The sequence below is a fragment of the Dyella ginsengisoli genome (assembly GCF_044904665.1).
GTDB classification, from domain to species: Bacteria; Pseudomonadota; Gammaproteobacteria; order Xanthomonadales; family Rhodanobacteraceae; genus Dyella_A; species Dyella_A ginsengisoli.
This window is the reverse complement of the sequence record NZ_JADIKM010000003.1, coordinates 39,341-53,372: the sequence shown is the minus strand read 5'-3', so window position 1 is coordinate 53,372 and position 14,032 is coordinate 39,341. Positions and strand designations below refer to the sequence as shown.

Sequence of the window (14,032 nt, the reverse complement as noted above, 5' to 3'; positions counted from 1 at the left end):
GTCGGCTCCTTACAGGTTCTTAAGCAATCTATCGTTGAAATCGAGCGACTGGTAGTAGGAGTCGACCAGGATGCGTTCGTCCTGGCCGTGCGAGCGGTCGTCGTCGACGTCGTAGGAAATTCCGTTGAACACATACGACGGCATGCCGGCGGCACGCAGGAACACGCTGTCCGAGGCGCCGGCGGACATGTAGGGCGATACCGGCATGGCCTGCCCCCACACGTCCTTCGCCGTCTGCGCGATCTGCGCGAACAGCGCCGCGTTGATCGGGCTGGGTGGGCTCGCCGGAGCGGGCGCCACCGGCGCCACCGCGATCAGCGGATCGGCCAGCGCCTGCCTGATCTTCGCCTCCACCATCGCCGGGTCCTCGTCCGGCAGGATGCGGCAATTCACCGTGGCACGGGCCATCTGCGGCAACGCATTCTCCGCATCGCCGCCGGCCAGCAGGGTCGGCACGCAGGTGGTGCGCAGGTGTGCGTTGTTGTACGGGGTGGACGCGGCCAGCCGCCGCATCGCCGCCGGGTCCGACGGATCGTGCGCGACCGCGCGCATGTCCGCCGCCGTCTGGCCGGTGTAGAGCGTGGCCAGCCGCTCGTAGTAGCCGCGCGTGGCAGAGTTGGTGTGTAACGGAAAATCGAGCTGCGACAGCCGCATCAGCCCCGCGGCGAGCCGGTAGATCGCGTTGTCCGGGGTCGGCAGCGAGCTGTGCCCGCCGGGGTTGCGCACGGTCAGCGTGTAGCTGGCATAGACCTTCTCGGCGGTCTCCACCGCGACCACCTCGGTCCGTCCGTGACGGATCTCCGGGCCGCCGCCGTCGACATTGATCGAATACTGCGAGCGGATCAGCTCCGGCCGGTGCGCCAGCAGCCACTGCACGCCGTTGGACTTGCCGTCCTCCTCGCCGGCGGTGAGCGCGAGGATGTAGTCGCCCTTCGGCTTGAAGCCTTGCTGGTGGAAGCGCAGCAGCGTGGCGACCAGTCCGGCGCCGCCGCCCTTGATGTCCATCGTGCCGCGACCGTAGAAGTAGCCGCCCTGCTCGGTCAGCTTGAACGGCGGGAAGTGCCAGTCTTGCGGCAGCGCCTCGACCACGTCCAGGTGCGCCAGCAGCAGGATCGGCTCGCGCTGTCCCTGCCCGCGCAGGCGCACCACCAGGTTGCGCCGCTTCGGGTCGTCGCCGACCACCTGCACGTCCGCCGCCGGGAAACCGGCCTTGAGGAAACGCTGCGCCAGCGCCTCGGCCAGCACGGTGGTGCTGCCGTGCTCGGAGGTGGTGTCGGTGCCGATCATCTGCACCAGCAGGTCGTGCGCCAGGGTCCGCTCGCCCTTGGGTACCGGGTCTGCGGCCTGCGCGGCCAGCGGAAGCAGCAGCGCGAGTGCGGCCAGCAAGGGGGAATGCGTGCGCTTCATGGACTCTCCAGCGCCAGGGCGAGCCCCTGGCCGACACCGACACACAGGCTGACCAGCGCGCGCTGCTGGCGATGGCGGCGCAGGGCGAACGCGGCCGTCATCGCCAGGCGCGCACCGCTGGCGCCCAGCGGATGACCGAGCGCGATCGCGCCGCCGTTCGCGTTGACGTGCTCGGCATCGTCGTCAAGCCCGAGCGCGCGCGTGCACGCCAGCACCTGCGCGGCGAACGCCTCGTTGATCTCGATGCGATCGTAGTCGGACAAGGCCATGCCGCTGCGCGCCAGCAGCTTGCGGATCGCCGGCACCGGGCCGATCCCCATGACACGCGGCGCGACGCCGACCGAGGCCATGCCGTCAATGCGCGCCAGCGGTTTCAGTCCATATCGCCGCACCGCTTCTTCCGAGGCCACCAGCACGGCGGCGGCACCGTCGTTGAGGCCGGACGCATTGCCGGCGGTGATGCTGGACTGCGCGCCGAGCAACGGCTTGAGCCCCGCCAGTTGCGCGTCGGTGGTGGCGGGGCGCGGATGCTCGTCGACTGCCACCGCGGCCTCCTGCCCGTCCGCGCGCACCGACACCGGCGTGATCTCCTCGGCCAGCCAGCCCTGGCGCTGTGCGTACGCGGTGCGCGCCTGGCTGCGCAGGGCGTAGGCATCCTGACTGGCGCGGTCGATACCGTGTTCGCACGCCAGGTTCTCGGCAGTCTGGGTCATCGAGTCGACGCCGTAGCCGGCGCGCATGCGCGGATTGATCAGCCGCCAGCCCAGCGTGGTGTCTTCCAGTTGCTGGTTGCGGGCGAATGCGCCGTCGGCCTTGGCCATCACGTACGGCGCGCGGGTCATGCTCTCCACGCCGCCGGCGATCACCAGCTCGGCCTCGCCGCAGGCGATCGCCCGCGCGGCCTGGCCGATCGCCTCCAGCCCCGACGCGCACAGCCGGTTGACGGTGACGCCGGGCACTTCCGGCGGCAGTCCAGCCAGCAGCGCCGCCATGCGTGCCACGTTGCGGTTGTCCTCGCCGGACTGGTTGGCGCAGCCGAGGATCACCTCGTCCACGTTGGCCGGATCGATCTGCGGATGACGTGCCAGCAGGGCCGCGATCGGCAGCGCCGCGAGGTCGTCCGCGCGCACGCGGGCCAGTGCGCCGCCGAGGCGCCCGAACGGCGTGCGGGTGGCGTCCACCAGGTACGCGCTACGCATAGGCGTTCTTCATCGTCAGGTGCGGCAGCCAGCCGCCACGCGAAATGGTCTGTTCCACCGCGGCCTGCGCCTCGCGCAGCACCGGCAGGATCTGTTTCACCGCGCGCCCGGGCGCATCGTCGCTGTACGGCATGCCGACGTTGAGCGCCGCGACCACGCTGCCGTCCACCGCATGGATCGGCACCGCGATCGAGCACAGCCCGTGTTCCAGCTCGCGCGACACCAGCGCGTAGCCCTGCTTGCGCACGCGCGCCAGCTCGGCCTTCAGCGCACTGACGGTGTGCAGGGTCTGCGGGGTGTAGGCGCGGAAGGTCTGGCCCTTCATCCATGCGGCGAGTGCGTCGTCGGCCAGGTCGGCCAGGATCGCCCGCCCCATCGAGGTGGCAAACGCCGGCAGTCGGGCGCCCACGCCCAGCGCCACGCTCATCACGCGTCGCACCGGCACGCGCAGCACGTAGACGATGTCGGTGCCGTCGAGCACCGCCATCGAGCAGCTTTCGCCGACCCGCTGCGACAGCAGCTCCAGGCTCTGCTGCGCCATCTCGGTGAGGTCGAGCGAGCTGAGATAGCTGTAGCCCAGTTCCAGCACGCGCGGGGTCAGGAAGAAGCTGCGCCCGCGGCTGCCCACATAGCCCAGGTGCTGCAGCGTCAGCAGCAGCCGTCGCGCCACCGCGCGCGACAACCCGGTGCGTTCGGCCACCTGCGAAAGGCTGGGGCTGGGCAGCTCGCGATCGAATGCACGCAGCACCTGCAGGCCGCGCGCCAGCGACTGCACGTAGTCGGGACTTTCCTCGAAGGATTCGGAGGCCATCGGCTCGCTTGGGTCCATTGACAGTTCGAGCGTAGAAGCATTCCAATGAGTTCGCAATACGAATTCTTGTTCGATTATCGAACATTTCCTCGGGGGAGGATGGGCGTGAGCAACGAGCGCGACAGCGTGCTGCACAGCTGGTGTGTGCCGTCGAAGTGGCAGGCGCCCACCGTGGTGAGCGGCCGCGGTGCCTACCTCGAGCTGGCCGATGGCCGGTGCATCCTGGACATGAGCAGCCTGGCCGAGTGCAGCAACCTCGGCCACCAGCATCCGGCCGTGGTGCAGGCGATCCGCGAGCAGGCCGAGCAGCTGTGCTTCGTCACCGCCGCCTGGGGCGCCGAGCCGCGCGCCGCGCTGGCCGAGGCGCTGCTGGAGAAGTCCGGCTTCGCCGGCGGGCGGGTGTTCTTCACCCTGGCCGGCGCCGACGCCAACGAGAACGCGGTGAAGTTCGCGCGCATGGCCCGCGGGCTGCCGCGCGGACGCATCGTGGCGCGCGAGCGCTCGTACCACGGCGCCAGCTACGCCGGCATGGCGCTGTCCGGCGACGCACGCACGCAGAGCCAGGTCGACGCCGCGGCCTTCGGCGTGATCCGCGTGCCGGCGCCGTACGCCTACCGCTGTCCGTTCGGCAGCACCGACGACGACAGTTGCGGCCGGCTCGCCGCCGAAGCCGTGGGCGAGGCGATCGACCACGCCGGCGCCGACACCGTGGCCGCCGTGCTGATGGAGCCGAACGCCGGCACCAACGGCATCGTCGCCCAGGACAGTTACTGGCCCGCTCTGCGCGCAGCGACCCGTGAGCGCGGCGTGCCGCTGATCGCCGACGAGGTGATGAGCGGCTTCGGCCGCTGCGGCGAGTGGTTCGCCTGGCAGCGCCACGGCGAGGCCGGCCGCCCCGACCTGATGACGCTGGCCAAGGGTCTCACCGGTGCGCACCTGCCGCTGGGTGCGGTGGTGCTGTCGGCCGAGCTCTACGCCCGGCTGGCCGACCAGATGCTCTACACCGGCCTCACCTACTGCGGCCATCCGCTGGCCTGCGCCGCCGGCCTCGCCGCCGTGCGCGCCTACGAGGACGAGCAGTTGATCGAACGCTCGCGCCGACTCGGCGCGGCGATGTTCGCCGAGCTCAAGGCGATGCAGGCGCGCCACCCGGTGATCGGCGACGTGCGCGGCGGCCACGGCCTGTTCGCGGTGATCGAGCTGGTCGCCGACCGCGCCAGTCGCGAACCGCTGGCGCCCTGGCCGCAGGCGCCCGCCGCTCTCTCCGCGCTGATCGCGGCGGCGATGGCCGACGGCGTCTCGCTGGCCGCGCGCGGCAACCTGCTGATCCTCGCGCCGCCGCTGGTGATCGAGGAAACCGCGCTGGCCAATGCGCTGGATTTGATCGACCGCCTGCTGGTGCGCTTCTTCCCCGCCCATTCCTGAGACGCCCGCCATGAGCTTCCGCCTGACCTACGCCACCATGTACAACCCGCCCGAAGCGATGCACGAGCGCTTCGAGGCGGCACTGGCCCGCGTCTCGGCCGGGCTCGGCGTGCGCCACGACCTGTTCATCGACGGCGCCGACCGCGATGCCGCCCTCTACTCGGACCGCCGCGCCCCGTTCGACAACGCCCTGCACCTGGGCTCGTTCGCCCAGGCCAGCGAAGCGGACGCCGATGTCGCCATGCGCGCCGCCCAGGCGGCGTACCCGGCGTGGCGCGCCACCCCGGTCGCCGAACGCGCGCGACTGATCCGTCGCGTCGGCGACCTGCTGGAGGAACGTGTCTACGACATCGCCGCCGCGCTGGTGCTGGAAGTGGGCAAGAACCGCATGGAGGCGCTGGGCGAGGCGCAGGAGACGGTGGACTTCTTCCACCACTACGCCGACGACTTCGAGAGCCACGCCGGCTACGCGCACGTGCTGCCGGACGATCCGATCGACGGCGTCGCCTCGCACAACGCCAGCGTGATGCGCCCACACGGCGTGTGGGTGGTGATCGCGCCGTTCAATTTCCCGCTGGCGCTGGCCGGCGGACCGACCGCCGCGGCGCTGGTCACCGGCAACACGGTGGTGCTGAAGGGCGCCAGCGATACGCCGTGGGCGGCGCGCCTGCTGGCCGACTGCATCCGCGACGCCGGCTTGCCGCCGGGCGTGTTCAACTGCCTCAGCGGCAGCGGCCGGGAGACTGGCGAGGCACTGGCGCAGCATCCGCTCACCGCCGGCATCACCTTCACCGGCTCGGTGGCGGTGGGCCGGCACCTGATGCGGCAGATGGCCGGTGGCGCGTGGCCGCGGCCGTGCATCGCCGAGATGGGCGGCAAGAACCCCTGCATCGTCACCGAGCGCGCCAACCTCGACGACGCCGCCGCCGGCATCGTGCGCTCCGCCTACGGCATGAGCGGGCAGAAGTGCTCCGCGCTGTCGCGCCTGTACGTGCACGACAGCGTGGCCGATGCGCTGATCGAACGCCTGCGCCAGCAGATCGCCGCCATCCGGCTGGGCGACCCGCGCCTGCGCGAGCACTGGATGGGCCCGGTGATGAACGCCACCGCCTACGGCAACTACCGGCAGTACATCGACGAGCTGCAGAGTGGCGGCGCCACCCTGCTCGCCGGCGGCCACCGCCTCGGCGAGGGCGCCAGCGGCCCGGTGCCGCTCGCCCGCGGCTACTTCGTGGAACCCACGCTGGCCGAGGTGCCGCCGGACCATCCGCTGTGGCAGCAGGAGATGTTCCTGCCGATCCTCACCCTGCATCGCTACCGCGACCGCGACGAGGCGATGCGCCTGGCCAACGACACCACCATGGGACTCACCGCCGGCTTCTACGGCGGCGCCGACGAGGTGGCGTGGTTCCACGAGCACATCGAGGCCGGCGTGACCTACGCCAACCGTCCGCAGGGCGCCACCACCGGCGCGTGGCCGGGCTACCAGCCGTTCGGTGGCTGGAAGGGTTCGGGCTCCACCGGCAAGGCGATCGCCTCGTTCTATTACCTGGCGCAGTACCTGCGCGAACAATCCCGCACGGTGGTCGAGTGAGCGCACACGGATGAGCTGCCAGCACCTGCAACTTGCCGAAGCCATCGAGCTGTTCGTGCACGACGGCGCCAGCGTCGCGCTGGAAGGCTTCACCCATCTGATCCCGTTCGCCGCCGGCCACGAGATCATCCGCCAGCGAAAGCGCGACCTGCACCTGATCCGCATGACGCCGGACCTGATCTACGACCAGCTGATCGGCATGGGCTGCGCGCGCAGCCTCAGCTTTTCCTGGGGCGGCAATCCCGGCGTGGGCTCGCTGCACCGCCTGCGCGACGCGGTCGAGCACAGCTGGCCGCATCCGCTGGAGCTCAACGAGCACAGCCACGCCGGCATGGCCGCGGCGTTCACCGCCGGTGCCGCGCGACTGCCGTTCGGCGTGCTGCGCGGCTACATCGGCACCGACCTGCCCGCGCACAACCCGAACATCCGCCGCATCGCCTGCCCGTTCACCGGCGAGTCGCTGGCCGCGGTGCCGGCGCTCAATCCGGACGTGACCATCCTGCACGCGCAGCGCGCCGACCGCGCCGGCAACGTCGCCATCGACGGCATCGTCGGTGCCGCGCGCGAGGCGGCGCTGGCGGCGAAGACCTTGATCGTCACCGTGGAAGAGATTGTCGACGCGCTGCCGCCGGCGATGAACGCCATCGTGCTGCCGCACTGGGTGGTCAGCGCGGTGGTGCCGTGCCGCGGCGGCGCGTATCCCTCCTACGCGCAGGGCCACTATGCGCGCGACAACGCGTTCTACCGGCGCTGGGACAGCATCGCCCGCGACCGCGACGGCTTCCTGGCATGGATGAATCGCCACGTGCTCGGCACGCCGGACCACCACGCCTTCCTCGCCTCGCTGCAGGCGGAGGCCGCCGCATGAGCGCCTGCACCCGCGACGAATGGATGACCGTGGCCGCCGCACGCCTGCTCGGCAACGACAGCGTGTGCTTTGTCGGCATCGGCCTGCCCAGCGCCGCCTGCAACCTGGCCCGGCTCACCCATGCGCCGGAGATCGTGCTGATCTACGAGTCCGGCACCATCGGCACGCGGCCGGACGTGCTGCCGCTGTCGATCGGCGACGGCGAGCTGGCTGAGACCGCCGCCTGCGTGGTGCCGCTGCCGGAGATCTTCAGCTTCTACCTGCAGGCCGGGCGCGTGGACGTGGGCTTTCTCGGCGCCGCGCAGATCGACCGCTTCGGCAACCTCAACAGCACGGTGATCGGCCCGTACGAACGGCCGTCCACGCGCCTGCCAGGCGCCGGCGGCGCAGCGGAGATCGCGCTGCATGCGAAGCAGGTGTTCGTGATGCTGCGCGCCACGCCGCGCAGCTTCGTCGAGCAGCTGGATTTCCGCAGCAGCGCCGGCTACCTCGACGGCCAGGGTGCGCGCGCCCGCGCCGGCATTCCCGGCGGCGGCCCGCGCGCGGTGATCACCGACGTCGGCATGCTCGCGCCGCACCCCGAAAGCGAGGAGCTGCAGCTGGTGGCGCTGTTCGAGGGCGCCAGCGTCGACGAGGCCCGCACCGCCATCGGCTGGCCGCTGCAGGTGGCCGAGCGCCTCGACACCATCGCCCCGCCCACGACGCGCGAACTCGACACCCTGCGCGCGCTCAACGCCCGTACCCGCGAGGCGCACGCGCGCCCCGTGCACATCCCCCTCTGACGCAAAGGCCCCGCCGTGAACGCCCACATCAAGACCGCCCTCCCCGGCCCCAAGGCGCAGGCGATGATCGCCCGCGACGCCGAAGTGATCTCGCCCTCGTACCCGCGCGACTACCCGTTCGTGATGTCACACGGCCGCGGCACCGAAGTGTGGGATGTCGACGGCAACCGCTTCCTCGACTTCATGGCCGGCATCGCCGTGTGCGCCACCGGCCACGCGCATCCGCAGGTGGTCAAGGCGGTGCAGGACGCGGCCGCGAAATTCCTGCACATCTCCAGCGACTACTGGCACGAGCAGATGACCGGCCTGGGCGAGCGCCTGGCCGCCGTTGCACCGATGCAGACGCTGGCCGGCGAGCCGGCGATGAGCTTCATCTGCCAGTCCGGTACCGAGGCGGTGGAGGGCGCGCTCAAGCTCGCCCGCTACGTCACCGGCCGGCCGCGCTTCATCGGCTTTCTCGGTGGCTTCCACGGCCGCACCTTCGGCTCGCTGTCGTTCACCTCCAGCAAGTACACCCAGCAGAAGGGCTTCTCGCCCACGCTGGCCGGCGTCACCCACGTGCCCTACCCCAACCCGTACCGCCCGCTGTTCGCCGGCGACGACCAGGGCGCGGCGGTGCTCGACTACATCCGCATGCTGTTCCAGCGCAGCGTGCCGCCGAGCGAGGTGGCGGCGATCCTGATCGAGCCTATGCAGGGCGAAGGCGGCTACCTGACGCCGCCGGACGGCTTCCTCGCCGGCCTGCGCGCGCTGTGCGACGAGCACGGCATCCTCTTGATCTTCGACGAGGTGCAGTCGGGCATCGGTCGCACCGGCAAGATGTTCGCCTGCGAGCACTGGGGCGTGGCGCCGGACATCCTCACCTCGGCCAAGGGGCTGGGCTCGGGCCTGCCGATCGGCGCGGTGATCGCGAAGAAATCGATCATGTCGCAGTGGAAGCGCGGCGCCCACGGCAACACCTACGGCGGCAACCCGGTCACCTGCGCGGCCGCCAACGCCACCCTCGACCTGGTCCGCGGCGGCCTGATGGACAACGCCGCCACCGTCGGCGATCACTTCCTGGCACGCCTGCGCGAACTGCAGAAGGACTACTCGTGCATCGGCGAAGTGCGCGGCAAGGGCCTGTGGATCGGCATGGAGCTGGTGGAGAACGACGGCAGGAAGACCCCCGCCACCGCGCTGTGCGATGCGGTGATCACCCGCGCCTACCACAACGGCCTGCTGCTGCTCTCCTGCGGCACCAGCACGGTGCGCTTCATGCCGCCGTTGAGCGTGACCATCGCTGAAGTGGACGAGGCCATCGCGCTGCTGCGCGCCAGCCTCGACCAGGCACTCGCCGGAGCCTGAGCATGAAACGCCTCGCGCACGCCGCCCCCGTCCTCGTCACCGCGCTGGTCATGATGCTGGGTGCGCCGTCCGCGCAGGCCGCGCGCGAACCCGTGCTCAAGCAGGTCGACCTGCCGCACAGCTATTACTGGCGCGAGCTGTACCTGCCGCAGCTCACCAGCGGCCCGTCCTCGGCCAGCTTCCTGCCCGACGGCAACACGCTGGTCTACAGCATGGGCGGCTCGCTGTGGCGCCAGCGCATCGGCGACACCAGCGCCACCGAACTGACTCATCCCAAGGCCGCCTACGACTACCAGCCCGATGCATCGCACGACGGGCGCAGCGTGGTGTTCACCCGCTTCGACGGCAACGCGCTGGAACTGTGGCGGCTGGAGCTGGCCAGCGGCCGCGAGCAGCGCCTCACCGACCAGGGCGCGGTGAACGTGGAGCCGCGGCTGTCGCCGGATGGCAAGCGGCTCGCCTGGGTCTCCATCGAGGGCACCGGCCACTTCAACCTGTTCCTCGCCGACGTCGATGCCGCCGGCCTGCACCACCCGCACCTGCTGCTGGGCGAGCGCAAGAGCACGCTGGACCGCTACTACTACTCGGCCTTCGACCACGCGATCAATCCGTCCTGGTCGCCCGACGGCAAGACGATCTACTACGTCAGCAACCCGGAGATCGGCTGGGGCACCGGCGACATCTTCGCCGTGGATGTCGACCACCCCGCGCAGCGTCGTCGCGTGCTGAGCGAGGAGACCAGCTGGAGCGCGCGACCCGAGCTGGCACCGGACGGCAAGCGCCTGCTCTACGCCAGCTACCACGGCCGCCAGCACCAGCAGCTGTGGCTGACCACCGCCGACGGTGCCGCACCGCTGCCGCTGAGCTTCGGCGCGTTCGACCGCCGCAACGCGCGCTGGTCGCCGGACGGCTCGCGCATCGCCGTCATCGACAACCGCGATGGCGACACCGCGCTGCGCGTGATCGAGACGCTGGGCGGCGCCAGCCAGGACGTCGTGGCGACGCAACGCCACTACCGATCGCCGCAGGCGAAACTCACCCTCGACATCGTCGACGAGCACGGTCAGCGCACGCCGGCGCGCGTGGCGATCGTGGCCGGCGACGGCCGCGCGTATGCCCCACCGCACGCCTGGGTCTCGGCCGATGACGGCTTCGACCGCGCCCTGCAGCGCAGCGAGACGCACTACTTCCACTGCGCGCCGCCGTGCACGCTGGACGTGCCGGCCGGCAAGGCGGCGATCTGGGTGCAGCACGGCTTTGCCTACGCGCCGTGGCGCCGCACGGTCGACCTGTCGAACGGCCACGCCACGCAGCTCACCGCCACGCTGGTGCCGGACGCGCTGCCGGCCGCCTACGGCGACTTCGTCAGCGCCGACCTGCACATCCACATGAATTACGGCGGCCACTACCGCAACACGCCGGCGCACCTCGCGCTGCAGGCGCGGGCGGAGGATCTCGACATCGCCTGGGACCTGGTGGTGAACAAGGAGGAGCGCGTGCCGGACATCGCCAGCTTCCGCACCGATGCCGACCCGGCCAGCACGCCGCAGACCCTGGTGCTGCACGGGCAGGAGTACCACACCAGTTTCTGGGGCCACCTCGGCCTGCTGCACCTCGACGACCATTACATCACCCAGGGCTACTCGGCCTACCGCCACACCGCGATGGCCAGCCCGTGGCCGACCAATGCCGCCGTGGCCGACCTCGCCCACGCGCAGGGTGCCCTGGTCGGTTATGTGCATCCGTTCGACGTGCTGCCCGACCCGGTACACGACCCGGTGCTCAGCAACGAGCTGCCCGCCGACGTCATCGAAGGCAAGGTCGACTACATCGAGGTGATGGGCTTCTCCGACCACAAGGCCACCGCCACCGTGTGGTACCGCCTGCTCAACCTCGGCCTGCGCCTGCCCACCGGCGCCGGCACCGACGCGATGGCCAACTACGCCTCGCTGCGCGGCCCGGTCGGCATGAACCGCGTGTTCCTCGACACCGGCGGCCGGCGCGACGCCGCCAGCGCGCTCGCGGCGCTGAAGGCCGGCCACGGCTTCGCCAGCAACGGCCCGCTGCTCGGCTTCCTGCTCGACGGCGCCCGGCCCGGCACGCAGCTCGCCCCGGGGCGCCACCACTACCGCGTGGCGCTGCGCTCGCCCGTCGCCGTGGATCACCTGGAACTGGTGCACAACGGCCAGGTAGTGAAGACCTTCACGCTCGGCGGCGACCGCCGCCATCTCGACGCCGAGGGCGATCTCGACCTCGCCGGCGGCTGGGTGCTGCTGCGCGCGTGGAACGACGGTGCCGACCCGCAAGTGCTCGACCTCTACCCCTACGCCACCACCAACCCGGTGTGGCTGGGCGACCACGTGCTCGCCGCCAGTGCGCGCGACGATGCCGCGTGGTTCGCCAAGTGGATGGACCGCACCATCGAGGCCGCCGCCGCGCGCGACGACTACAACACCGCGGCGGAGAAGCGCATGACGCTGGACTACCTCGGCAAGGCCCGCGCGGCCTATCGCGCACTGGCCGCCGGCAAGTCGACGTCGACGGCGGAGGCCGGCCGATGATCCGCCGCCTGCAGCATCTGGCCCTGCTCGCGCTGGCGGCGTTGCCGCTGGCCGCCTTCGCCGCCGACAAGACCCCGTTCACTCCGGCAGACATCAATCGCCTCGCCGTGCTCGCCGACCCGGCGCTGTCGCCCGACGGCCGCTGGCTGGTCTACACCGTCACCACCACGAATGCCGACACCGACCAGCCGCAGTCGGACCTGTGGCGGGTCGGCTTCGACGGCCGCGCGCGCACCCAGCTCACCCGTACGCCCGACGCGGACGAGTCGCAGGCGCAGTGGTCCGGCGACGGCCGCTTCATCGCCTTCCTCTCCGACCGCAAGCCCGCAGCCGGCAAGGACGACGACGACACCGGCACGCAGGTGTGGACGATGCCCGCCGACGGCGGCGAAGCGCGGCAGGTGACGCATCTCCCCGCTGGCGTGGAAGAGTTCGCGCTGTCGCCCGATGGCAAGCAGCTGGCGGTGATCGCCTTCGATCCCGAGCATCCCGCCGGCGCGCCGAAGCCGAAGAACCCGCCGCCGATCGTCACCGACCGCTTCCAGTTCAAGGACGACGACTCGGGCTGGCTGGGCGCGCGCCACAAGCACCTGTACGTGGTCGACCTCGCCAGCGGCGCCGCCACCGAACTCACCCCGGGCGCGCACGACGAGCAGCTGCCCGCGTGGTCGCCGGACAGCAAGCAGATCGCCTACGTCACCCGGCGGGGCGCCGACCCGGACCGCACCCTCAACTACGACATCTACGTCATCGACGCCCGCGCCGGTGCGCAAGAGCGCCAGCTCACCACCTTCCCCGGCGCCGACCTCGACCCGTACTGGGCCTCGCGCCCGGCCTGGTCGCCGGACGGCAAGCGCATCGCCTACCTGCGCAGCGGCGAGGACAAGTGGATCTACTACGCGCCCTGGCAGCTGGCGGTGATCGACGTGGCCAGCGGCAAGGCGACGATCCCCGCGCCGATCGACCGCTGCTTCACCCATCCACACTGGTCGCCGGACGGACGCAGCGTCTATGCGCTGATCGAGCAGGCCGAGGTCACCCACCTGGCGCGCATCGACGTGGCCAGCGGCAAGGTGACCGAGCTGACCCACGGCGATCGTTTCGATGTCGACCTGTCGATGTCGCGCAACGGCCGCATCGCCGTGCTCGGCGGCGACGACCTGCACCCGTACAACCTCGCTGCGCTCGATGGCGAGCACCTGCGCCCGCTCGCCGACCACAACGAGTGGTTGGCCGGCAAGCAGCTGGCGGGCATCGAGACCCTGCACTTCACCAGCGCCGACGGCACCAAACTCGACGCCCTGCTGGTGAAGCCGATCGGCTACGTGCAGGGCCGGCGCTACCCCACCATCCTGCGCGTGCACGGCGGCCCGGTGTACCAGTTCAGCCATGAATTCATGGAGGACTGGCAGGTCTACGCCGCCAACGGCTTCGCCGTGCTGGCGGTGAACCCGCGCGGCAGCTCCGGCCGCGGCTTCGACTTCGCCCGCGCCATCTACGCCGACTGGGGCAACAAGGACATGCAGGACCTGATGGCCGGCGTGGACCATGCGATCAAGCTCGGCGTCGCCGACCCCGACCGCCTGGGCATCGGTGGCTGGAGCTACGGCGCCATCCTCACCGACGAGGTGATCGCCCGCACCGCGCGCTTCAAGGCGGCGATCAGCGGTGCCGGCACCGGCAACATGTACGGCATGTACGGCGATGACGAGTACGCCCGCGAGTACGAGCTCGAGCTCGGCACGCCGTGGGCCAACCGCGAGGCGTACGACCGCGCCAGCTACCCGTTCCTGCACGCCGACCGCATCGCCACGCCCACGCTGTTCCAGTGCGGCCAGATCGACTTCAACGTGCCGTGCATCGGCGCCGAGCAGATGTACCAGGCGCTGCGCTCGCGCGGCGTGCCGACGCAGTTGGTGGTCTACCCCGGCCAGCACCACGAGATCAGCGTGCCGAGCTACCTGCGCGACCGCATGCAGCGCAACCTGGCCTGGTACGAGCGTTTCCTCAAGCCTGGAGACAGCGCGCCGTGATCCGG

General features: G+C 71.0%; 10 protein-coding genes. 7 read left to right on the top strand and 3 right to left on the bottom strand.

From position 1 onward, the window contains the following. Positions 1–9 precede the first annotated feature (9 nt). From ISP17_RS10285 to ISP17_RS10275, 3 genes are read right to left on the bottom strand one after another with little or no spacing between them, the layout of a single operon-like run. Positions 10–1,407 (bottom strand): M20/M25/M40 family metallo-hydrolase, encoded by a 1,398-nt coding sequence (locus ISP17_RS10285; protein WP_404632789.1) that lies wholly within the window; start codon positions 1,405–1,407, stop codon positions 10–12. Beyond that, positions 1,404–2,606, bottom strand: coding sequence for a 3-oxoadipyl-CoA thiolase (pcaF, locus tag ISP17_RS10280; protein WP_404632787.1), 1,203 nt, complete (start codon positions 2,604–2,606; stop codon positions 1,404–1,406). The genes ISP17_RS10285 and pcaF overlap by 4 nt, the downstream gene beginning before the upstream one ends. After that, entirely contained in the window at positions 2,599–3,417 is an 819-nt protein-coding gene (locus ISP17_RS10275; RefSeq protein ID WP_404632785.1) for an IclR family transcriptional regulator domain-containing protein, read from the bottom strand. The genes pcaF and ISP17_RS10275 overlap by 8 nt, the downstream gene beginning before the upstream one ends. A gap of 99 nt (positions 3,418–3,516) precedes the next feature. Between ISP17_RS10275 and ISP17_RS10270 the strand changes: the two genes are divergently transcribed. The 7 genes from ISP17_RS10270 to ISP17_RS10240 are packed head-to-tail and all read left to right on the top strand — an operon-like array spanning position 3,517 to position 14,027. Further along, on the top strand, positions 3,517–4,842 hold the full coding sequence (locus tag ISP17_RS10270; protein ID WP_404632783.1) for an aminotransferase family protein: 1,326 nt from the start codon (positions 3,517–3,519) through the stop codon (positions 4,840–4,842). 10 nt (positions 4,843–4,852) lie between these two features. Continuing rightward, the gene (locus tag ISP17_RS10265) at positions 4,853–6,436 is read left to right on the top strand and encodes an aldehyde dehydrogenase family protein (RefSeq protein WP_404632781.1); all 1,584 of its coding nucleotides are present in this window, start codon (positions 4,853–4,855) and stop codon (positions 6,434–6,436) included. 10 nt (positions 6,437–6,446) lie between these two features. Beyond that, positions 6,447–7,304: a CoA transferase subunit A gene (locus ISP17_RS10260; RefSeq protein WP_404632779.1), complete on the top strand. Its 858-nt coding sequence runs from the start codon at positions 6,447–6,449 to the stop codon at positions 7,302–7,304. Continuing rightward, complete coding sequence (locus ISP17_RS10255) at positions 7,301–8,086, top strand: CoA-transferase subunit beta (RefSeq protein WP_404632777.1); 786 nt, start codon at positions 7,301–7,303, stop codon at positions 8,084–8,086. The genes ISP17_RS10260 and ISP17_RS10255 overlap by 4 nt, the downstream gene beginning before the upstream one ends. A 15-nt stretch (positions 8,087–8,101) precedes the next feature. Then, complete coding sequence (locus ISP17_RS10250) at positions 8,102–9,433, top strand: acetyl ornithine aminotransferase family protein (RefSeq protein WP_404632775.1); 1,332 nt, start codon at positions 8,102–8,104, stop codon at positions 9,431–9,433. Between the two features lie 2 nt (positions 9,434–9,435). Beyond that, positions 9,436–11,994: a CehA/McbA family metallohydrolase gene (locus ISP17_RS10245; RefSeq protein WP_404632773.1), complete on the top strand. Its 2,559-nt coding sequence runs from the start codon at positions 9,436–9,438 to the stop codon at positions 11,992–11,994. Continuing rightward, the gene (locus ISP17_RS10240; protein ID WP_404632771.1) at positions 11,991–14,027 is read left to right on the top strand and encodes a S9 family peptidase; all 2,037 of its coding nucleotides are present in this window, start codon (positions 11,991–11,993) and stop codon (positions 14,025–14,027) included. The genes ISP17_RS10245 and ISP17_RS10240 overlap by 4 nt, the downstream gene beginning before the upstream one ends. The last annotated feature ends 5 nt before the right edge of the window (positions 14,028–14,032 follow it).